Annotated in this window: 20 protein-coding genes; 4 read left to right on the top strand and 16 right to left on the bottom strand. The window is 76.4% G+C overall.

All coding sequences use genetic code 11. The features are described from left to right. Nucleotides 1-77 precede the first annotated feature (77 nt). The 8 genes from ACYVO2_RS01630 to ACYVO2_RS01595 form a co-directional block, all read right to left on the bottom strand. Nucleotides 78-1043, bottom strand: a complete 966-nt coding sequence (locus ACYVO2_RS01630) for a hypothetical protein (RefSeq protein ID WP_461005674.1) — start codon at nt 1041-1043, stop codon at nt 78-80. Between the two features lie 169 nt (nt 1044-1212). Continuing rightward, nucleotides 1213-2010 (bottom strand): type III pantothenate kinase, encoded by a 798-nt coding sequence (locus ACYVO2_RS01625; RefSeq protein WP_461005673.1) that lies wholly within the window; start codon nt 2008-2010, stop codon nt 1213-1215. A gap of 154 nt (nt 2011-2164) precedes the next feature. After that, the gene (gene nadC / locus ACYVO2_RS01620; protein ID WP_461005672.1) at nt 2165-3154 is read right to left on the bottom strand and encodes a carboxylating nicotinate-nucleotide diphosphorylase; all 990 of its coding nucleotides are present in this window, start codon (nt 3152-3154) and stop codon (nt 2165-2167) included. Next, nucleotides 3151-4899, bottom strand: a complete 1749-nt coding sequence (locus ACYVO2_RS01615; RefSeq protein ID WP_461005671.1) for an L-aspartate oxidase — start codon at nt 4897-4899, stop codon at nt 3151-3153. The genes nadC and ACYVO2_RS01615 overlap by 4 nt, the downstream gene beginning before the upstream one ends. Continuing rightward, nucleotides 4892-5770 carry a pantoate--beta-alanine ligase gene (gene panC, locus ACYVO2_RS01610; RefSeq protein WP_461005670.1) on the bottom strand — a complete coding sequence of 293 codons (879 nt, stop codon included), beginning with the start codon at nt 5768-5770 and terminating at the stop codon, nt 4892-4894. The genes ACYVO2_RS01615 and panC overlap by 8 nt, the downstream gene beginning before the upstream one ends. Then, on the bottom strand, nt 5770-6696 hold the full coding sequence (locus tag ACYVO2_RS01605) for a Rossmann-like and DUF2520 domain-containing protein (protein ID WP_461005669.1): 927 nt from the start codon (nt 6694-6696) through the stop codon (nt 5770-5772). The genes panC and ACYVO2_RS01605 overlap by 1 nt, the downstream gene beginning before the upstream one ends. A gap of 432 nt (nt 6697-7128) precedes the next feature. Beyond that, nucleotides 7129-7848, bottom strand: a complete 720-nt coding sequence (locus tag ACYVO2_RS01600) for a response regulator (protein WP_461005668.1) — start codon at nt 7846-7848, stop codon at nt 7129-7131. Between the two features lie 71 nt (nt 7849-7919). Then, nucleotides 7920-9146, bottom strand: coding sequence for a sensor histidine kinase (locus tag ACYVO2_RS01595; protein WP_461005667.1), 1227 nt, complete (start codon nt 9144-9146; stop codon nt 7920-7922). Nucleotides 9147-9249: 103 nt separating this feature from the next. On the opposite strand from ACYVO2_RS01595, the gene ACYVO2_RS01590 reads away from it, so the two are divergent. Further along, nucleotides 9250-10314, top strand: a complete 1065-nt coding sequence (locus ACYVO2_RS01590; protein WP_461005666.1) for an SAM-dependent methyltransferase — start codon at nt 9250-9252, stop codon at nt 10312-10314. Here the strand turns inward: ACYVO2_RS01590 and ACYVO2_RS01585 are convergent. Beyond that, nucleotides 10311-10964: an NADPH-dependent F420 reductase gene (locus ACYVO2_RS01585; protein ID WP_461005665.1), complete on the bottom strand. Its 654-nt coding sequence runs from the start codon at nt 10962-10964 to the stop codon at nt 10311-10313. The two genes, ACYVO2_RS01590 and ACYVO2_RS01585, sit on opposite strands and share 4 nt — an antisense overlap. Nucleotides 10965-11092: 128 nt before the next feature. Between ACYVO2_RS01585 and ACYVO2_RS01580 the strand changes: the two genes are divergently transcribed. After that, a complete protein-coding gene (locus ACYVO2_RS01580) occupies nt 11093-11551 on the top strand; it encodes a winged helix-turn-helix transcriptional regulator (protein WP_461005664.1) in 459 nt (152 codons plus the stop codon). Here the strand turns inward: ACYVO2_RS01580 and ACYVO2_RS01575 are convergent. Both ACYVO2_RS01575 and ACYVO2_RS01570 read right to left on the bottom strand, forming a co-directional pair. After that, on the bottom strand, nt 11548-12828 hold the full coding sequence (locus tag ACYVO2_RS01575; protein ID WP_461005663.1) for a PH domain-containing protein: 1281 nt from the start codon (nt 12826-12828) through the stop codon (nt 11548-11550). The two genes, ACYVO2_RS01580 and ACYVO2_RS01575, sit on opposite strands and share 4 nt — an antisense overlap. An 83-nt stretch (nt 12829-12911) precedes the next feature. After that, nucleotides 12912-13397: a PH domain-containing protein gene (locus tag ACYVO2_RS01570; RefSeq protein ID WP_461005662.1), complete on the bottom strand. Its 486-nt coding sequence runs from the start codon at nt 13395-13397 to the stop codon at nt 12912-12914. A gap of 200 nt (nt 13398-13597) precedes the next feature. On the opposite strand from ACYVO2_RS01570, the gene ACYVO2_RS01565 reads away from it, so the two are divergent. After that, a complete protein-coding gene (locus ACYVO2_RS01565; RefSeq protein ID WP_461005661.1) occupies nt 13598-14740 on the top strand; it encodes an NADH-quinone oxidoreductase subunit D in 1143 nt (380 codons plus the stop codon). Between the two features lie 81 nt (nt 14741-14821). On the opposite strand, the gene ACYVO2_RS01560 is transcribed toward ACYVO2_RS01565, so the two are convergent. The 4 genes from ACYVO2_RS01560 to ACYVO2_RS01545 form a co-directional block, all read right to left on the bottom strand. After that, nucleotides 14822-15823: a cell division protein ZapB gene (locus ACYVO2_RS01560; RefSeq protein ID WP_461005660.1), complete on the bottom strand. Its 1002-nt coding sequence runs from the start codon at nt 15821-15823 to the stop codon at nt 14822-14824. A gap of 206 nt (nt 15824-16029) precedes the next feature. Continuing rightward, the gene (locus ACYVO2_RS01555) at nt 16030-17001 is read right to left on the bottom strand and encodes an ABC transporter substrate-binding protein (RefSeq protein ID WP_461005768.1); all 972 of its coding nucleotides are present in this window, start codon (nt 16999-17001) and stop codon (nt 16030-16032) included. Nucleotides 17002-17436: 435 nt separating this feature from the next. Then, nucleotides 17437-18162, bottom strand: coding sequence for an ABC transporter permease (locus ACYVO2_RS01550; protein ID WP_461005659.1), 726 nt, complete (start codon nt 18160-18162; stop codon nt 17437-17439). After that, nucleotides 18159-18917 (bottom strand): ABC transporter permease, encoded by a 759-nt coding sequence (locus ACYVO2_RS01545; RefSeq protein WP_461005767.1) that lies wholly within the window; start codon nt 18915-18917, stop codon nt 18159-18161. The genes ACYVO2_RS01550 and ACYVO2_RS01545 overlap by 4 nt, the downstream gene beginning before the upstream one ends. 253 nt (nt 18918-19170) lie before the next feature. Here ACYVO2_RS01545 and ACYVO2_RS01540 point away from each other — a divergent pair, with 253 nt between their 5' ends. Next, entirely contained in the window at nt 19171-20325 is a 1155-nt protein-coding gene (locus tag ACYVO2_RS01540; protein ID WP_461005658.1) for a betaine/proline/choline family ABC transporter ATP-binding protein, read from the top strand. A 37-nt stretch (nt 20326-20362) separates the two neighbouring features. On the opposite strand, the gene ACYVO2_RS01535 is transcribed toward ACYVO2_RS01540, so the two are convergent. Next, nucleotides 20363-20857: a DUF3180 domain-containing protein gene (locus ACYVO2_RS01535; RefSeq protein ID WP_461005657.1), complete on the bottom strand. Its 495-nt coding sequence runs from the start codon at nt 20855-20857 to the stop codon at nt 20363-20365. Nucleotides 20858-20929: the final 72 nt, after the last annotated feature.

Below are 20929 nucleotides of genomic sequence, written 5' to 3'. Positions count from 1 at the left end.
CGAAGGCGTCACCCGGCGGGACGGCGCCACGACCGGCGCCGGCGCGGCTCCCCCGCCCACGCCGCCGCCCGGGGCGGTCAGTCGGCGGAGCGCTCCGGGGCGGGGCCGTCCGGGTCGCCGGGGCCGCTCCCCCCGGGCGGCTCCGGCGGCGGGGCGGGGGTCTCCCGCTCGCCGGGGGCGGGCTGCTCCGGGGGGCGCCGCGGGCCCGGGTCCGGGGTCTGCTTCTCCGGCTCCTGCCTGGCGGGCGCCGGGGGCCGGGCCGGGGCGGGCTCGGGCCTGCGGCGCGGGGGCCAGATCTCGGCGGGGGTGGGGGTGCGGTGCCGGGGGCCCTGGGGGTCGGGGGACGGCGCGGACGGGCGCGGCCGGCCCCGCTCGTCCTGGCCGCCGCGCCTGCGCTCGTCCCCCTGGTCCTGCTCGCCGGCCGCCCGCGGCACCAGCACCTCGAGCGCCCTGGACCCGCCGATGCCGCCGAGCAGCCGGGCCGCGGGGACGGGGACCGGGGCGGGCCCGCGCCGCCGGGGCGGGCTCAGCCTGGCCCGCACCTCGCGTTCGGCCAGCAACTGGCAGCGGGCCAGCAGCGCGGTGCGCCGGGCGCGCTCCTCCGGGCCGCAGGGCAGGGCGCGCAGGGAGCGCAGCGCCGCCAGGTCGTCGGGCACGGGCAGGTAGCCGCCGTCCAGCGCCTCGCCGAGCCGCTCCAGGTAGCCGGCCGCGGTGCCGGGCAGGGCGGCGCGGTAGCGGCGCAGGTCGGCGAGCATGAAGGCGCGCTGGCGGCCGCCCTCGCGCACCGCCTCCTCCAGGGCCTCGGCGAGCCGTACGTACTCCTGGATCCCCTCCGCCCAGTCGGGGCCGCGCACCGGGTGGGCGGGCGTGGTCAGCCGGTCGGCGTCGCCGGGCCGGGCGTCGGGGTCCGGGTCGTCCGGCGCGGCGTGGCGGGGAGCGAATGTCGGTGTCGGGTGGAGGGCCTCTGCGAGGGCACGCCGGACCACGCGCAGCTCATCCGCGCTGAACGCCATGCCGCCTCGGGACCCGTGTGGCGTGGGCATGGATGGGACTGTACGTCAAATCGTGACAAATCTCTCTTACAGGGCATGGCGTGCCGGGGGGCCGTGTGGGCCGGTCGGGGGAAGGGAGAGGGGGGCCGGGGCGCCGGCCCCGGTGGTCCGGTGGCGCCCCGGCGCGGGCTTCAGCGGGCGGGACCCGCGGCCCGGCGCCTCACGAGTGGGAGACGTTGCGCTCGTACACCAGGCGCAGCCCGATCAGCGTCAGCCAGGGCTCGTGGACGTCGATGACCGACGCCTCGCCCAGCACCAGCGGCGCCAGGCCGCCCGTGGCGATGACGGTGACCTCCTCCGGGGTCGGCGACAGCTCGGCGGCCATCCGCCGGACCAGGCCGTCCACCTGGCCCGCGAACCCGTAGAGGATGCCCGACTGCATGGCCTCGACCGTGTTCTTGCCGATGACGCTGCGGGGGCGGGCCAGCTCGATCTTGCGGAGCTGGGCGCCGCGCGCGCCGAGCGCGTCCACGGAGATCTCGATGCCGGGGGCGATGGCCCCGCCCGCGTACTCGCCGCGGGCGCTGACGGCGTCGAAGGTGGTGGCGGTGCCGAAGTCCACCACGATGCAGGGCCCGCCGTACAGGTGGATGCCGGCGAGGGCGTTGATGACCCGGTCGGCGCCGACCTCCTTGGGGTTGTCCATGAGCACCGGCACCCCCGTCTTGATGCCGGGCTCCACCAGGATCGCCGGGACGTCGCCGTAGTAGCGGCGGGTCACCTCGCGCAGCTCGTGCAGGACGGAGGGGACGGTGGAGCAGATGGAGATGCCGTCGATGCCGTCGCCCAGCTCGTCGCCGAGCAGCGGGTGCATGCCCATCAGGCCCTGGAGCAGGACGGCCAGTTCGTCGGCGGTGCGGCGGGCGTCGGTGGAGATCCGCCAGTGCTCGACGATGTCCTCACCGTCGAACAGGCCGAGGACGGTGTGGGTGTTGCCTACGTCGATGGTCAGCAGCATGGGTGAAGGGCTCTCCGGTCAAGCCTGCGGGCGCGGGGCCCGCCCTGGGGTGGCAGGTGGGGAGACGGGCGGGTGTCGCCCACGTCGATGGTCAGCATGGGGCGGTTGCCTTCCGGTCGAGCCTGCGGGGCGGGCCGTCGCGGTGTGCCCGGGTCTACTCCGGGCGCAGGTCCAGGCCGATGTCCAGGATCGGGGAGGAGTGGGTGAGGGCGCCCACCGCCAGGTAGTCCACCCCGGCCTGCGCGTACGCGCGGGCGTTGTCCAGGGTGAGGCGGCCGCTGGACTCCAGCGCGGCGCGGCCCGCGACGAGCTCGACGGCCTCGCGGGTCTGCTCGGGGGTGAAGTTGTCCAGCAGGATCAGGTCCGCGCCCTCGGCGAGCACCGGCGGGATCTGGTCCAGGCGGTCCACCTCGACCTCCACCGGCACGTCGGGGAACGCCTCGCGCACCGCGCGGAACGCCTCGGCGACACCGCCGGCGGCGATCACGTGGTTGTCCTTGACCAGGGCCGCGTCCGCCAGGGACATGCGGTGGTTGACGCCGCCGCCGCAGCGCACCGCGTACTTCTCCAGGGCGCGCAGCCCCGGCGTGGTCTTGCGGGTGTCGCGGACCCGGGCGCCGGTGCCCTCCAGGGCGTCGGCCCAGGCCCGGGTGGCGGTGGCGATGCCGGACAGCCGGCACAGCAGGTTCAGCGCGCTGCGCTCGGCGGTGAGCAGGTCGCGGGTGCGGGCCCGCACCGAGAGCAGCACCTCGCCGGGGGCGACGCGGGCGCCGTCCTCGACGTGCCGCTCCACCTCGAACCCGTCCTCGCACACCACGGAGAGCACCGCCTCGGCGATCCGCAGCCCGGCCACCGTCCCGGCCTCGCGGGCGGTGAAGTCGCCGGTGCTCACGGCGTCCTCGGGGACGGTGGCGACGCTGGTGACGTCCACGCCCTCGTCGAGGTCCTCCACGACGGCCAGGTGGGCGATGTCCTCCACCTGCATCGGGTCCAGGCCCGCGTCCTCCAGTTGCCCGGCGAGGTCGGGGTCGAGGCCGCACTCCGCGACGGAGGTGATCTCCAGGCCCTCGCAGCCGCAGTCGTCGCCGCAGCCTTCGGGCTCCGCCAGGGACAGGTCGTCGGTGGCGCGGTGGGGGCTGGTCACGGTTGCTCCTTGGCGGTGGCGGCGGCGGGTCCGCCGGCCGGACGGGGGGTGGACGACGTTACCGGGGGGAACGCCGGGGAGTCGGTGGTCCCCAGGGACAGCTCCCCGTCGGGGGTGAGCCGGGTGACCAGGTGGCGGCGCCAGCGGGTGTCGTCCCGCTCGGGCCGGTCCTCGCGCCAGTGGCAGCCGCGGGTCTCCTCGCGCGCCGCCGCCGCGGCCACCAGGGCCCGGGCGACCAGCAGCAGGTTGGCGGTCTCCCAGGTCTCCACGCACGGCTGCGCCGACTTGCCGTCGCGGGCCAGTTGCTCGGCGGCGTCGGCGGCGATACGGGCCAAGGCGGCCGCCGCGCCCGCCAGGCTCCCGGCGCTGCGCACCACCCCGGCGCCCGTGGTCATGATCCGCTGGATCTCGTAGCGGGCGGCGGCCTCGGGCAGCGCGCCGGTACTGCCCGCGTGCGGCACCGGCTCCCCGGCCCGCCGCGGCCCGCCGCCGCTGATGTCCGCGGCGATGCGCTCGGCGAACACCAGCCCCTCCAGCAGCGAGTTCGACGCCAGGCGGTTGGCGCCGTGCACGCCGGTGCAGGCGACCTCGCCGCAGGCGTACAGGCCGGGCACCGAGGTGCGGCCGCGCAGGTCGGTGCGGACGCCGCCGCTGGCGTAGTGGGCGGCGGGCGCCACCGGGACCGGCTCGGTGACCGGGTCGATGCCGTGGGACCGGCAGGCGGCCAGGATGGTGGGGAAGCGCTCGCGCCACATCGCCTCGCCGAAGTGCCGCGCGTCCAGGTACATGTGCGCGGTGCCGGTGGCGATCATGCGGCGGGTGATGCCCTTGGCGACGATGTCCCGCGGCGCCAGCTCGGCCAGCTCGTGCTGCCCGACCATGAACCGCTCGCCGTCCGCGTCCACCAGGTGGGCGCCCTCGCCGCGCACCGCCTCGGACACCAGCGGCTGCTGGCCCTCGGCGTCCGGGCCGAGGAACAGCACGGTGGGGTGGAACTGGACGAACTCCAGGTCGGAGATCTCCGCCCCGGCGCGCAGCGCCAGCGCCACGCCGTCGCCGGTGGACACCGCCGGGTTGGTGGTGGCGGAGAACACCTGGCCCATGCCGCCGGTGGCCAGCACCACCGCGGGGGCGTGCACGGCCCCGACGCCGTCGCGCTGCCCCTCCCCCATCACGTGCAGGGTCACGCCCGCGGCGCGGCCCTCCGCGTCGGTGAGCAGGTCGAGGACCAGGGCGTGCTCGATGGTCTCGATGCCCGCGGCGCGCACCGCCGCCACCAGGGCGCGGGAGATCTCGGCGCCGGTGGCGTCCCCGCCGGCGTGGGCTATCCGGCGGCGGTGGTGGCCGCCCTCCCGGGTGAGCAGGATCTCGCCGTCCGCGCCGGTGTCGAAGGCCGCGCCGGTGGCGATCAGGCGGCGCACCGCGTCCGGGCCCTCGGTGACCAGGGCGCGCACCGCCTCCTCGTCGCACAGCCCCGCGCCCGCCACCAGGGTGTCGTCCAGGTGCTGCGCCGGGGTGTCGCCTTCGCCGAGGGCCGCGGCTATGCCGCCCTGCGCCCAGCGGGTGGAGCCGTCGTCGAGCAGCGCCTTGGTGACGACGATGACCTTGGCGCCGGAGGCGGCGCAGCGCAGCGCGGCGGTGAGGCCGGCGACGCCGGAGCCCACCACGACCACGTCGGAGCGGGCGGCCCAGCCGGGGGCCGGTGCGGGCAGCCGGGTGGCCGCGGAGGGGAGGGTGTCAGGCATCGTGCCGCCCGAGGTCGAGGGGGAGGTTGTCGATGAGGCGGGTGCCGCCGCACCTGGCGGCGACGGCGAGGACCGCGGGCCCGGTGTGGTCCTCGCCGGCCTCGGTGAAGTCCCGCGGGTCCACCAGGGCCAGGTAGTCGGGCGCGAGCACGCCGCCGGACTCGGCGGCGGCCCGCTCCAGGACCGCCCGCGCCGCGCGGAGCGCCGCCCCCGGGCCGTGGGCCGCGGCGTCGCGGCCGGCGAACAGGGCGCGGGACAGGGCCAGGGCGGTGCGCCGCTCGTGCGGGGACAGGTAGCGGTTGCGGCTGGACAGGGCCAGGCCGTCGGGTTCCCGGACGGTGGGCACGGCGGCGATCTCGACGGGGAAGTTCAGGTCGGCGGCCATGCGCCGGATCAGCGCGAGCTGCTGGGCGTCCTTCTGGCCGAAGAACGCCACGTCGGGCCGGGTGAGGTGGAGCAGCTTGGCGACGACGGTGAGCATCCCGTCGAAGTGGCCCGGCCGGGACGCGCCCTCCAGCCGCCGCCCCATCTCCCCCGCGGCGACCGTCACCCGCGGCCGGCCGCCCGGGTAGACCTCGGCGACGGACGGCGCGAAGACCACGTCGGCCCCGGCGGCGCCCGCCACCTTCAGGTCCGCGTCCAGGGTGCGGGGATAGCGGTCCAGGTCCTCGCCCGGGCCGAACTGGAGGGGGTTGACGAAGACGGTGACGACGACCAGGCCGCCGTCGCCCGCCCGCTCCCGCGCGGCCCGGACCAGCGCGGCGTGGCCCTCGTGCAGGGCGCCCATGGTCATCACCACGGCCACCGGGCCCGGCGAGCCGGAGCCGGCCGCGGCCAGCTCCGCGGCGGTGCGCACCAGCGTCGGTTCCACTACTGCCTCCCGTCGTCGGCCAGGACGTCCAGCAGGTCCTGCGCCTGTTCCGCCTTGAGCATGCCGCCGGCCAACGCCCGGTCCGCGGTGGCCCTGGCCAGCGCCAGATAGGAGGCCAGCGCCTGCGGCGAGGTGCGGCGCAGCTCGGCGAGGTGCGCGGCCACGGTGCCCGCGTCGCCGCGCGCCACCGGGCCGGTGAGCGCGGCGTCGCCCGAGCGCAGGGCGTTGTCCAGGGCGGCGGACAGCAGGGGCCCGAGCATCCGGTCGGGGGCGGCGACACCCGCGGCCGCCAGCAGCTCCAACGACTGGGCGACCAGGGTGACCAGGTGGTTCGCGCCGTTGGCCAGCGCCGCGTGGTACAGCGGCCTGGCCTCCTCCTCGATCCACTCCGGCTCGCCGCCCATCTCCACCACCAGCGCCTCCGCGGCCAGCCGCAACTGCGGCGGCGCGGTGACGCCGAAGGAGCAGCCCGCCAGCCTGGCCACGTCGATCCGGGTGCCGGTGAACGTCATGGCCGGGTGCAGCGCGAGCGGCAGCGCCCCCGCCCGCAGGGCCGGCTGGAGCACGCCGACACCGAACCGCCCGGAGGTGTGCACCACCAACTGGCCCGGCCGGACGGCCCCCGTGGCGGCCAGCCCCGAGACCAGGTCCGGCAGGGCGTCGTCGGGCACGGTGAGCAGCACCAGATCGGCGCGGGCCAGCACCTGGGCCGGCTCGATCAGGGGAACGCCCGGCAGCAGCGCGGCGGCGCGCTCCCGGGAGGCGTCGGAGACTCCCGACGCCGCGACGGGGCGGTGCCCCGCGAGCGCGAGGGCCGCGGCGAGCACGGGCCCCACCCGGCCCGTGCCGACCACGCCGACGGTGAGCCGCGCGGGACGCTCGCCGGGTCCGGCGGGCGGCCCCTGCCGACCGGGGGATGCGTTCACTGCTGGTTGCCTGGCCTTCCGTTCCAGTCCGCCGCGGGTACCGGACGTTACGCCCCCCATCGTAAGTGGGGCGGGGCGGGCCGTGTCGGGGGACGGGTGGGGTGGGGGTCGGGGACGGGAGGGGGACGGGGGCGGAGGGCGGAACGGGAATGTGGGACGGGGCGGAGAGCGGAGACGGCGGCGGGGGCGGGGCGGAGAGGGCAGACGAGGGACGAGGGCGGGAGAGGGGAGACGGAGGGCGGAGAGGGCGAGAGGCGTACGAGGAGGCGCGCCCCGGGACGTCACGCTTCCCCCACCCCGGACAGGGCCCCGCCCCCGGAGCACGATCACCTTGCCCGACCCCGGACCGGCGACGACCAGCCCGCCCCGGGGTACCACTGCGTGGCAGGCCCACCCACGGGGTGGTGGGCGGGGCGACGGGCGGGCGGGCCTTTACGCCCCTCCCGCCCGCACCAGTCCGGTCTCGTACGCGAGGACGACCGCCTGCACCCGGTCGCGCAGGCCGAGCTTGGTGAGGATGCGGCCGACGTGGGTCTTCACGGTGGCCTCGGAGACGAACAGCTCCTTGGCTATCTCGCCGTTGGACAGCCCTTGGGCGACGAGCAGCAGCACTTCGCGCTCCCGCTCGGTGAGCCGCTCCAGTTCGCCGTTCTTGGGTTCGGTGGTGCTGGGGAGCATGGGCGCGAACCGGTCGATGAGGCGCCGGGTGGTGGTGGGCGCGACGACCGCGTCGCCGGAGTGGACGGAGCGGATGGCGGCGAGCAGCTCGCCCGAGGGCACGTCCTTGAGCAGGAAGCCGCTGGCCCCGGCCTTGAGCGCGGAGAACGCGTACTCGTCGAGGTCGAAGGTGGTGAGGATGAGCACCTTGGCCCGGCGTTCGTCGTCGGGGGTGCCGGGTGCGCTCCTGGCGCCGCCGCAGATGCGCCGGGTGGCCTCGACCCCGTCCATCCGGGGCATGCGCACGTCCATCAGGACGACGTCGACCGCGGTGGCGCGGAGCTTGTCGACGGCCTCGGCGCCGTCCCCGGCCTCGGCGACCACCTCCATGTCGGGCTGGGCCTGGAGGATCATGCGGAAGCCGGTGCGGAGGAGGACCTGGTCGTCGACGAGCATCACCCGGATGGGGGACGCGGGGGTGGGTGAGGTGGACATGGGGCTCCTGTCGGGCGGGTGGGGCGGGGGCGGTGCCGGGGGTGGGGGCGGTGCCGGGGGTGGGGCGGGGGTCAGCGGACGGCCTTCAGCGGCAGCACGGCGCTGACCCGGAAGCCGCCTCCGGGGCGCGGTCCCGCGTCCAGGGTGCCGCCGACCATGCCGATGCGCTCGCGCATGCCGATCAGGCCGTGGCCGAGGCCGTCGGCGCCGCCCGAGGCGAGCAGTTCGCGGTCGGCGCCCCTGCCGTCGTCCTCGATGAGCATGTCGAGGTCGCTGTCGCGGTAGGTGAGGCGGACGAGCGCCTTGGCGTTGGGGCCGCCGTGCTTGCGGGTGTTGGTCAGCGCCTCCTGGACGATGCGGTAAGCGGTGAGCTCGACGCCCTTGGGCAGGGGCCGCGGCGAGCCGTCCACCTGGAGGCTGACGGGCAGGCCGGCGCCGCGGCACTGCTCGACGAGGTCGGAGAGCTGGTCCACGCCGGGCTGCGGCACGTACTCGCCGCCCTCGGACTCGCCGGAGCGCAGCACGCCGAGCAGCCGCCGCATCTCGGCCAGCGCCTGGCGGCCGGTGGTGGAGATGGTCTCCAGGGCCTGCTTGGCCTGGTCGGGGGCGGCGTCCAGGACGTAGGCGGCGCCGTCGGCCTGGACGATCATCACGGAGACGTTGTGCGCCACGACGTCGTGCAGTTCGCGCGCTATGCGGGCGCGCTCGGCGGCGACGGCGACCTTGGCCTGCGCCTCGCGCTCCCGTTCCAGGCGGGCGGCGCGCTCCTCCAGCTCCGCGTAGTAGGCGCGGCGGGTGCGCAGGGAGTCGCCGAGCACCCAGGCCAGGGCGAACGGGATGGTCATCACCACGGTCTGGAAGATCCCCGCGGCGAGGGACACCTCGTAGCCCTGCTCCTCCGCGTCGAACCCCCACCGCAGGACGGCGATGGTGGCGGCGCTGAGCCCGCCGGCGAGCGCCAGCCGGGAGGCCCAGTTCGGCCCGGTGTAGGCCACGGTGTAGATGATGACCAGCATCGCGAAGTTGCCCGGGAAGGGGAACGGCTCGATGTCGAGCACCAGTTCCGCGACGCCGATACCGAATGTGAGCAGCAGCATCTTCTCCGGCTGGCGGCGGCGCAGCGCCACCACCACCGAGCAGGCGACCGCCACGGGGAGGAACGCCCACATGGAGAATTCCTGCGTTCCGGCCTCGCCCCCGCCGATGCCGTAGAGGGCGGACATGCCGAGCAGGAGGACGGCCCAGAAGCCGTCCACCCCGGTCGGGTGCTCGCGCAGGAAGGTGTAGAGACGTTGCACGTAACCCAGCGTAGGGATGCCGGTGCCGGTGCGGGGTCACTCCCGAGGTCGATCCCGCCTACTCCCGTGGGTGGAGGGGCGCCGGAGGTACGGTGACCGGGCGATGGAGGAATCGAGGGAATCCCTGGTGGGCCGCGGGGACACGGGTGGCGCGACCAACTGGCGGGCGGCGGCCGAGCGGGCGCTGTACGGGCCCGGCGGGTTCTTCACCTCCCGTCCCGAGGGCCCCGCCGGGCACTTCCGCACCTCGGTGCACGCCTCGCCGCTGTTCGCCGGGGCGGTGGCCGAGCTGGTGCGCAGGGTGGACGAGGCGCTGGGCGGGCCGCGGGAGCTGGCCGTGGTGGACGTGGGCGCCGGGCGCGGCGAGCTGGCGGCGGGGCTGCTGGCCGCGCTGGCCGGCCCCGGGGACCCGTACGGGGTGGCGGGGCGGCTGCGCGTGGTCGCGGTGGAGCGGGCGGCCAGGCCCGCCGGGCTGGACCCGCGGATCGAGTGGTCCGGCGACCTGCCGGAGGGCGTCACCGGGCTGGTCTTCGCCAACGAGTGGCTGGACAACGTCCCCGTGGACGTCGCCGAGGCGGACGACGCCGGCGTGCCCCGGCTGGTGCTGGTCGCGCCGGACGGGACGGAGCGGCTCGGCGGGCCGCCGCGCGGGGCGGACCTGGCGTGGCTGGAGCGCTGGTGGCCGCCGCTCGCCCCGGGGGAGCGCGCGGAGCTGGGCGCGCCCCGGGACGCGGCCTGGGCCGGTGCGGTGGGGGCGCTGCGGCGCGGTCTCGCCGTCGCGGTGGACTACGCCCACCGGCGCGAGGACAGGCCGCCGCTGGGCACCCTGACCGGCTACCGCGCGGGACGGCAGGTGCCGCCCGTGCCGGACGGCTCCTGCGACCTCACCGCGCATGTGGCGCTGGACGCGTGCGCCGCCGCCGCGGCGCCGCGGGCCACGGGGACGGCGCTGCTGACGCAGGCGCGGGCGCTGCGCGCGCTGGGCGTGCGCGGCACCCGCCCGCCGCTGGCGCTGGCCGCCTCCGACCCGGCCGGGTACGTCCGGGCGCTGGCCGCGGCGGGCGAGGCGGCCGAGCTGACCGCGGCGGGCGGCCTCGGCTCGTTCACCTGGCTGCTCCAGTCGGTGGGCATCCCGGTGCCGCTGGCGCCGGGCTCCGACGGCGGCTAGTCGGCGCTCACCCGCTCCGTGGCGGGGAAGGCGAACCGGGGTTCGCCGCCCGACCACCACACGCCGATGGCGAACGCCGCCGTGGCCTCCAGGTACGCCGCGCGGTCCAGGCCGCCGCAGGGCAGGGAGGTGCAGCCGAGCGAGGCGACCAGGGCGGCGGCCGTCCGGAGCGCGCCCGGGTCGTCGCCGCACAGCGGCACGGCCAGCGGGGTGCCCTGGAAGGCCGGGTCCGGCACCGTCCAGACGCTGACATGGCACAGGTTGAACGCCTTGACCACGTGCGCGCCCGGCGCGGCGTCCGCGATCCGCCGGGCGGCGGAGGCCGCGCCGCCGAGCGCGAGCCGGGGGCCGTCGTCGCCGGGCACCAGCGGGTTGGTGCAGTCGATCAGGGTCCGCCCGGCCAGGGCCGCCGCGAGCCGCCCCGCCACGCCGGGCGCCGCGTCCGCGGGGACGGCCGCGAGGACGGCCTCGCCGTGCGCCGCCGCGTCCGCGAGGGTGCCGTGCCCGGCGCCGCCGATCCCGGCGGCCACCGCCCGCGCCGCCGCCGGGTCCCGGCCGCCGACGAACACCTCGTGCCCGGCGCGCGCCCACGCGCCGCCGAGCGCCGAGGCCATCCCGCCCGTGCCGAGGATGCCGATGCGCATCGCCATGCTCCCTCCCCCGGACCGGCAGCGGCCCGGCGTCGTCCTACGCCGCCCCGGGCGGGGCGCCGACGGGACGACGCTAGGCGCGCCGACGCACACCGCGCGGTGTGCGTCGGGCCGGGCAGGATGGGGCCATGGACGAGCCGCTCGCACCGGACACCGGGCCCCCGGACACCTCCCCCCTGGACGCCGTGCCCCTCGGCGCCGTACCTCCGGGGGCCGTGCCGCAGCAGGCCGGATTCACCTCGGACTGCCGGGCGCGCGTGGCGTTCGAGGTGCTGGCGGGCCGCTGGGACAGCGTGGTGGTGTTCACGCTCGGCGAGAGCGGCCCGATGCGGCCGCGGGCGCTGCTCGCCCGGATCGGCGGGATCAGCCCGAAGGTGCTGAACGAGGCGCTGCGCCGCCTGGAGCGCAACGGCCTGGTGGAGCGCCGCGCCTACGCCGAGGCGCCGCCGCGCGTGGACTACGCGCTGACCGGGGCGGGCACCGCGCTGCTCGGACCGATGCGGGCGATGGGCGCCTGGGCGGCGCGGTACGCCGACGACGTGCTGGCCGCGCAGGAGCGGTTCCCCGGCCGTTCGCGCACCGGCTAACCGGTCATCCACCGCTCGGGTCCGGCGGTGCGGCGGCCGGTGCGGGAGCGGTCGGCCTGCTCGGCGACGACGCGCGCCGCCTCGTCCGCGTCCCGGTGCGCCGCGGTGAGCGAGCCGCCCGCGGCGATGTCCAGGTGCACGCAGGCCAGGCCGAGCGCGCGCTGCCAGGGGCCCTGGGTCCGGCGCACGCTCTGCACCTTGGCGTGCGGCACCACCCGCACGGTGCGGGTCAGCAGCCCCTGCCGCACCACGAACACCCGCGCGTCCGCCCCGTACGCCAGCGTCCTGCGCCACACCGGGGCGCGCCACCGCGCCCTGCGGGGCACCGGCAGCAGCGGCACCCCGGTGATGTCCACGCCGGGCCAGATCCGCGCCACCGTGGCGAGCGCCACCTCGCGCGGGGCGACGGGCAGCAGCACGTCGTTGCCCCCGCCCGCCACGGCCAGGCGCACGCGCACCCAGTCGCGGCGCCGCCACGGCAGCGGCTGCTCGAACGCCAGGGCCTGCACCCGCCCCGGCGGCACCGTCTCGTGCCTGCGGTCCAGCAGCCCGTGGTCGATCCGCAGCCCGTCCGGGGACTGCGCCACCGTCCAGCCGTACTCGGCGGCGTACCGGCCCACCGTGGCCCTGCCCGCCATCAGCAGCCCGGGCAGCGCCACGAGCGCCGCCACCCACGCGCCGGTGAGCAGCGCCGGGACCAGCGCGAGCACCAGCGCGCCCGCGACCGCCCACCAGGTGGCGGGCCGCAGCAGCAGGGCGACCGCCAGGGCGCCGGGCGGCACCCGCACCAGCTCGTGCTGCGGCGCCTCCCCGCTGTCCGGGGCCACGCCCGCGGCCCTGGCCAGCAGCTCGGCGCGGAGCGCCCGCGCGTCCCGCTCCGTCAGGTAGGCCAGCTCGTCCTTGCCGCCCGCCAGGTCGAGCCGCAGCGTGGCGACGCCGATGAGCCTGCCGATCAGCGGCCGGTCCAGGTCCACGGCCTGGAGGCGGTCGATGCGCAGGTGCTTGGTGCGGCGGACGAGCACGCCGGTGTCCACGCGCAGCTCCACGTCGTCCACCCGGTAGCGGGTGAACCACCAGGAGACGAAGCCGTAGGCGAACGCCACCGCCACCAGGGCCGCCACCACCGCGGGCCCCTGCCACCCGCCGAGCGCGCCGCCGAGCCGCCCGGCCTGCCCGGGGTTCTGGAGCAGGACCGCCGCGACGGCGGCCAGCACGGCCCAGGCCCGCCGCCACGGGGTCACCGGGTGCAGCCGCCGGAACTCGGGTCCTTCGCCCACGGTCACGACCTCACGACCTCACCGTCGGCGCCGCGCCGCGCCAGCCGGGGCGGCACCGCGGCCCGCGGCGCCCCGCCGCCCGGTCACAGCCCCGCCGACCGGGCCTCGCCCAGCTCGGTCAGCCGGTCCCGCAGCCGCGCCGCCTCGGCGGGCAGCAGGCCTGGTATGCGGGCGTCGGTGGCCGCGGCGGCCGTGTGCAGCCTCAGGGTGGCCAGGCCGAAGCGCCGCTCCAGCGGCCCGGAGACCACCTCGACCAACTGCATCCGGCCGTACGGCACCACGGTGAGGGTGCGCCACACCACGCCGCGGGTGATCATCAGGTCGTCGTCCCGCTCCGCGTAGCCCCACGAGCGCCAGTTCCTGGCCAGCGCCCACCACCCCCACGCCGCGGCGGCGGCCGGGAGCAGCGCGGGCGCCGCCCAGGCCGGGGAGGCCAGCAGCCACCCGGCCGCGCCCACCGCCGCCGTCACCGGTGCCGCGGCGGCCAGCAGCACCAGGCGGCGCATCCGCAGCAGTCCCCCGGGCAACCCGGCCCAGTCCGGGGCCGTGGGCGCGAACGCGGAGTCCATGCCGTCACCCTACGGCGCGGGTGCGGCGGCGCGCCGCCGGGCCGCCGCGCACCGGCCGCCGGGCGGGGCCGCGGCGCGCCTGTCGCGGGCACTCGTCGTGGGCCCTCGTCGCGGGGCCTCGTCGCGGGGCCTCGTCGCGGGGCCTCGTCGTGGGGCCCGGGGGGCCGCCCGGTGAGGGTCCCGGTGGCAGACTTGGGCCCATGACGGAGACCACGCTCGGCATCGGCGGGGCGGCCGATTCCACCGACATGGTGCTGAACATCGGCCCCCAGCACCCCTCCACCCACGGCGTGCTGCGGCTGCGCCTGGTGCTGGACGGCGAGCGGATCGTCTCCGCGGAGCCGGTGATCGGCTACATGCACCGCGGCGCGGAGAAGCTGTTCGAGGCCCGCGACTACCGGCAGATCATCGTGCTGGCCAACCGCCACGACTGGCTGTCGGCGTTCTCCAACGAGCTCGGCGTGGTCCTCGCCGTGGAGCGGATGCTCGGCATGGAGGTGCCCGAGCGCGCCGTGTGGGCCAGGACGCTGCTGGCCGAGCTGAACCGGGTGCTCAACCACCTGATGTTCCTCGGCTCCTACCCGCTGGAGCTGGGCGGGATCACGCCGATCTTCTACGCGTTCACCGAGCGGGAGAAGCTCCAGCACCTGATGGAGGAGGCCTCCGGCGGCCGGATGCACTACATGTACAACCGGGTCGGCGGGCTGAAGGAGGACCTGCCCGCCGGGTGGACGGCGCGCGCCCGCGCCACCGTCGCCGAGGTCCGCGCCGGGATGGGACGCCTGGACGACCTGGTGCTCGGCAACGAGATCTTCCGGGGCCGCACCCGCGGGGTGGGGTACCTCTCGCCGGAGGTGGTGCACGCCTACGGGGTGAGCGGCCCGATCGCGCGCGGCTCCGGGGTGGACTTCGACCTGCGCCGCGACGAGCCGTACCTGGGGTACGGGGAGCTCGGCGGCGTGCTGCGGGTGGTCACCCGCACCGAGGGCGACTGCCTGGCCAGGTTCGAGTGCCTGCTGGAGCAGGCGCACAACTCCCTGGACCTCGCCGACGCCTGCCTGGACCGGCTCGCCGGGCTGCCGCCGGGGCCGGTCAACCAGCGCCTGCCCAAGGTGCTCAAGGCGCCGGAGGGCCACACCTATGCCTGGACGGAGAACCCGCTCGGCGTGAACGGGTACTACCTGGTCTCCAAGGGCGACAAGACCCCGTGGCGGCTGAAGCTGCGCTCGGCGTCGTTCAACAACGTGCAGGCGCTGGTGGAGCTGCTGCCCGGCACGCTGGTGGCGGACATGGTGGCGATCCTGGGCTCGATGTTCTTCGTGGTGGGGGACGTCGACAAGTAGTCGGCCGGTGGGAACGGCACCGGGGGCGGGCCCGTGCGGGCCCGCCCCCGGTTCGTTCCGCGGCGCGCGGCCGCCCGTGCGCTAGGACAGCGCCCGCAGCTCCCGCACGTCGATCGTCTCGGTCTCGTCGTGCTCGGTGAGGTCGATCACGTCCGCGTCGTCGTGGGCCAGCTCGGCGCCGATGACGTCCGCGAGGTCCTCGTGCTCCGCGGCCTCGCCCGCGGCGGCGGCCGCCGTGCGCTTGGTGCCGAAGAAGTCGAAGCCGGGCTCGGGGCGCCGGGGTGCGGTCCGGAGCTGCGGGGGCAGCACCGCGACGGCGGCGCCGGGGTGGGCGGGGGCGCGCTCGTGAGCGGGGCTCGCGGCGTCGGGGCGCTCCTCGGGGGCGGCCTCGGCGGCGGGGGCCGGGTTCTCGGTGTCGGCGGGGGCTTCGGCGGTGACCGGGGCGTCCACGGGCCGGTCCGCCTCGCGCTCGTCCGCCTCCCGGCCGCCGTCGGCGGTGATCGGCTCGGGCGCCCGGGATGCCTCGGGTGCCTCGGCGGGGCTCTCGGGCGGGCGCCCAGCGCCGCGTCCCAGCGCCTCCAGGGCCGCGTTGGCCCTCAGGAAGAGCGACGGGCTGAGGGCGGGGGCGGGCCCGGGCTCGGCCGCGACCCTGGCGCTCTCCAGGGCGGCGGCCCGCTCGGCCTCCGCGGTGGCGTAGCGGCGCAGCAGGGAGGCGTGCTCGCCGCGCAGCCTGGCCAGCTCGGAGCGCTTGGCGTTGAGCTTGCGCCCGAGCGCGGTGGCGCGGTCCCTGGTCTCCTCCAGCTCCTGCTCGAGCTCGGCGATCCGGTCCTCGGTGTGCCACTCGTCCCGCAGCCGGGCCGAGCGCAGCCTGCTGATCTCCTTCTCGGCGGCGCGGTCCCGCCTCCGCAGCAGGACCGCGCCCGCGCACGCGGCGACGGCCGCCGCCGCGATCAGCACGCGGAGCACCAGCGCGTCATCGCTGAGCCAGGCGCCGCCGGCGCAGGCGGTCGCCAGAACTGCCGCCGACAGCGGGGGAAGGAACCTGCGCAACCGCGATGAGTTGCGGTGTCGTCCACGTGGCATGGCCTGAAACTTAGCGTGCGAAACCGGGCCGTGGGGGACGGCAGGCCGATTTCCCGGAGGACATTACAAAAAGTTTTCGATTACCTACGTCAGGTGATGGATCGGCGTCCTGTCGTGTTCCTCCCGGGTCGGCTTCCAGCCACGGCCGGAACGTGTCCGACGGCGGGGGCCGGGCGCCCGGCGGCGGCCCGGCCCCCGGCCCGGCGTCAGATCAGGCCCTTCTCCTTCAGGTAGTCCCTGGCCACGTCGGCGGGCTTGGCGCGCTCGCCGTCCACCCGCCGGTTCAGCTCGGTGAGGTCCTCGGTGGTCAGCACGGCGGTGAGCTTGTCGAGGGCCTCGGCGACGCCCGCGTCACCGGCGTCCTCGGCGTTGACCACCGGCACCACGTTGTCCGCGTTCTGGAGCTTCTTGTCGTCCTCCAGCAGCACCAGGCCGAACTGCTCCAGGGTGGCGTCCGTGGTCGTGGTGAGCACCATCTGGTCGGTGCCGTTCTTGACGGCCTGCTTGGCCGCGACCGTGCCCACGCCCTTGGGGTCGACCTCGGTGACGTCGATGCCGTACGTCTTCTCCAGGCCCGGCTCGCAGAACGGCCGCTCGGGGCACTCGTCACCCGCCGCCAGCTTGACCTTCAGCTTGGCGGCGCCCAGGTCGGACAGCGTCTTGAGGTTGTGCTCCGCGGCGAAGTCCTTGGAGACGGCGAAGGCGTTCTGGTCCACGGCCTTGCCCGGCTCGAGGACCTTCAGGCCGCGCTTGCCCGCGAGCTCGCGCAGCTTCGTCACCGTGGCGTCCACGTCGGGCGAGGCGACGGGCGCGGCGTCGGCGCCGTTGACCTTGCGGTTGAGGAACTCGGCGAAGGTGGCGGCGTACTCGGGCACCACGTCGATGGCGCCCTTCTCCAGCTCCGGCTCGTACAGCTCGCGCTTGGCCCGCTTGGTGGAGGTGGAGTAGCCCGCCTTCTCCAGCACCTGCGCGTACAGCTCGGCGAGCACCGCGCCCTCGGTGAAGTCGCCCGCGCCGACCACCAGGGAGCCCTTGCCCCCGTCGCCGCCGTCCCCGGAGCCGCCCTTCTCCTCCAGGCTGTCGCCGTCGCCGCAGCCGGCGAGGACGAGGGTGAGGGCGGCGCCCGCGGCGGCCAGCGCCACGCCGCGCCGCGTCCGGCGCCCCCGGCCGGAAATCATTGTGATCATCTTTTGGTCACCATCCATTGCAGTCACAACGTCCTACGAATTGAGAGCGTGTCAGGGGTTGAGGCGGCCGGAGAAGCCGCATCCGTCACACGATCGGAAGATCAGCGGAACAGCCGGTGCGGGGCGGAGGGAAAAGCGGAATCCCGCGCACCGCAACCCCGGGGCCGGACAATCCGCCGCCTGGGAATGCACGGCGGGAGAATCCGCGGCGGGCCGGAGATCCGCACCCCGCGGGACGGCGGGCCGGGCGACCGCGGTCCGGGAATCCCGGGGACGCCGATCCGGGACATCGGGCACCGGGGCGCGCGCCCTGCCGCCGCGTGGGCCGGGCGTCCGCCCCCGGCCACGCGTCCGCCCCCGGCCGGGCGGCGCCGGGGGCCGCCGGTGCCGTCCGGTCCCGTTCCCGGGTGCGCGGCGTGTGCCGGGTCATGCGGGGACGTCGGTGGGTGTGGTGACCGGGGCGGCGCGGCGCCGCGCGGTGGCCCCGCCGCGGCGGCCGGTGGGGCCCAGCAGCCGCTGGAGCAGCACGAACACGCCCTCCACCAGCATCGCCAGCACCGCCACCAGCACCGCCCCGGCCACCACCTGACCGGTGTCCTGCCGGGCGAAGCCCGCGGTGATGATCCGGCCGAGGCCGCCGCCCCCGGGCAGCGCCGCCAGCGTGGCCGTGGCCACGACCTGCACGGACGCCGACCGCACACCCGTCATCACCAGCGGCAGGGCCAGCGGGAGCTCCACCCGCCACAGCACCTGCCCGCCCGTCATGCCCATGCCGCGGGCGGCCTGGACCACGTCCCGGTCCACCTCGCGCACCCCGACGTAGGCGTTGGTCAGCAGCGGCGGCACCGCGAACAGCACCAGCGCCACGACGGTCGGCCAGTCCCCGTGCGTGCCCAGCGGGCTGAGCAGCAGCAGGACCAGCACCGCGAACGTGGGCACGGCCCGGCCCACGTTGGAGATGTTCACCGCGAGCGCGCCGCCCCGGCCGATGTGGCCGAGCAGCAGCGCCAGCGGCAGCGCCAGGGCGCAGGAGATGAGCAGGCAGACGACGGTGAGGTACAGGTGCTCGCCGAGGCGGTGCCACACCCCGGAGGTGCCCGTCCAGTTGGCGCCCGCGGTCAGCCACTCCCAGGCGTCGGGCAGCGCGTTCACGCCCGCACCACCTCCCGCTCCGCGGCTCCGGCCGGTTCCGGCCCGGCCCGCCCGGCTCCGCGCCGGGGCCGGGCGCGCCGCCCGCCGCCCGCCCGCGTCCACGGGGTGAGCAGCCGCTGCACGCCGAGCAGCACCAGGTCGGCGGCCACGGCCAGGGCCACGCACAGCGCGGACGCGGTGAGCACCTGGGCCTTGAACAGGCTCTCCATGCCCTGGTAGATGAGGTTCCCGAGCCCGCCGTGGCCGACGATGGCGCCCACGGTGGCCAGCGAGACCGTGGAGACGGTGGCGATGCGCACCCCCGCCATGATCGTGGGCAGCGCGAGCCGCAGCTCCACGCCGAGCAGCAGCCGCACCGGCCCGTAGCCCATGCCCCGGGCCGCCTCCCTGACGTCCTCGGGGACGCCGCGCAGCCCGGCGAGGATGTTGCGCACCAGGATCGTCAGCGAGTACAGGACCAGGCCGGTGACCACCACCGACTCCGACAGGCCGTAGACCGGCAGCAGCAGGGAGAACATCGCCAGCGACGGGATCGTGTACAGCACCGTGGTCAGGCCGAGCACGGGCCCGGCCGCGGCGCGCCAGCGGCGGGCGGCCAGGGCCAGCGGGAACGCCAGCAGCAGCCCGATCAGCACCGAGACCGCGGTGAGCTCCACGTGCTGCGCGGTGGCGTCGATCAGCTCCTCACGGCGACTGCGCAGATACTCGCCGCAGATCCACTCGTTGGTGGCCAGGCAGTCGCCGGGGGCGGCCAGGGAGTGGTCGGCGCCGGCGGTGGGCGCCTGGCCGGAGACGTCGGACAGCAGGGTGCCAGGGAACACGCGGCTCTCCCTTCCCCCGTGCGGCCGCGAATACGCGTTCTTGGCCGAGACTAACGTGCGGCACCGACAAAGGCTCGAGGCGGCGGGGCAGCGCGGCTCGGGTCGGGAGTGCGGCGCGGCGTTCGGGGTACGGTCGTCGCAGCCCGGCCCTGCCCTGCCGGGCGCAGCCGCACCTGTGTGGGGAACGATGATCCGGTTCGAGCACGTGACCAAGCGTTATCCGGACGGCACCACGGCCGTGGACGACCTCTCCTTCGAGGTCGGCGAGGGCGAGCTCGTCACCCTCGTGGGCCCGTCCGGCTGTGGCAAGACCACCACCATGAAGATGGTCAACCGGCTGGTCGAGCCGACCTCCGGCAGGATTCTGCTGGACGGCGAGGACATCTCGACCGTCGATCCGGTGCGGCTTCGGCGCCGTATCGGCTACGTCATCCAGCAGGTCGGGCTCTTCCCGCACAAGACCGTGCTGGACAACACCGCGACCGTGCCCGCGCTGCTCGGCTGGAAACGGTCGAAGGCCAGGGCGAGGGCCGCCGAGCTGCTGGACCTGGTGGGCCTGGACCCGTCGGTGTTCGGCGACCGCTACCCCGACCAGCTCTCCGGCGGGCAGCGCCAGCGGGTGGGCGTGGCCAGGGCGCTGGCCGCGGACCCGCCGGTGCTGCTGATGGACGAGCCGTTCGGCGCCGTGGACCCGGTGGTGCGCGAACGCCTCCAGAGCGAGTTCCTGCGGCTCCAGGCCGCCGTGCGCAAGACCGTGCTGTTCGTCACCCACGACATCGAGGAGGCGGTGCGGCTCGGCGACCGGATCGCCGTGTACGGCCACGGCCGGATCGAGCAGTACGACTCCCCCGCGCTGGTGCTCGGTGCCCCCGCCAGCCCCTATGTCGCCGACTTCGTGGGCGCCGACCGCGGGCTCAAGCGCCTGTCGGTCACCCGGATCGAGACCGGCGACCTCGAAGCGCCCCCCGTGGTCCGCCTGGACGACGCCGCGTCCGCCGCGGCCCGCCGGATGAGCGCCGAGGACGCCCGCTGGGCCGTGGTGCTCGACGACGGCGGGGGGCTGCACGGCTGGGTGTCCGTCACCGCCCTGGAGGCGGGCGGCAGCGTGCGCGACCACGCCCGCAGGATGGAGGCGTGGCTGCCGGTCGGGGCCACGCTGAAGCAGGCGTTCAGCGTGATGCTCCAGCACGACGCGGGCTGGATCGCGGTGCTGGACGACGACCGCTTCCTCGGCGTCCTCACCCCGGCCCGGCTGCACGAGGCCCTGCGCCGCTCGATCGACGCCGACAGCGAGGGCGTGGCGAGGTCCGAGGTGGAGTTCGAGTCGATCCCGACGGCGTAGGGGGCGGGGCCGGGGCCCGGCGCGCCCCGTCGCCGCGTCAGGCGGGGGCCGCCGGCGACTGCGGGCCGCCCTGGTCGTCGGTGTCGTCGGGCAGTTTGCACACATGCTCCAGCCACAGCGCGGCCGCTATCACCGCGATGCCCGCCGCGACCGAAAGGCCCGCGTACACGGCCTGGTCGCGGCGGGCGGGCACCTCGAGCTTGGTCAGCAGGAAGGCGCCCACCCCGCCGTAGGCCCCGGCGACGAGCGCGGCGACCAGGGCGCTGGCCTGGCCGAAGACCACCGAGCGGGCCGCGAGCAGCGGGTCCACGCCCTTGGCTCCTGGCTGCCGCTCGCGCTGGGCCTTGAGCCTGGCGCGCAGGGAGTACGCCGTGGCGGCCAGCACGGCCGCGATGAGGAAGAGCACGATCGGCGCCGCCACCGGCACCCCGGGCAGGGTGCCGAAGGTGTCCCACAGGCCCGCCGCCCCCCAGGACAGGATTCCGGCGACGAGCGCGAGCCCGGCCAGCACTCTCACCCGAAGCTGCTTCACCGCGCTGGGGCTCCTCCCGCGACACCCGCGTCACGCACGCTGCCCGTGACGCCTGCTGGACCTTTGGGACCC

It is taken from the genome of Streptomyces capparidis (genome assembly GCF_054782095.1).
This window is presented reverse-complemented; position numbering and strand designations above follow the sequence as displayed.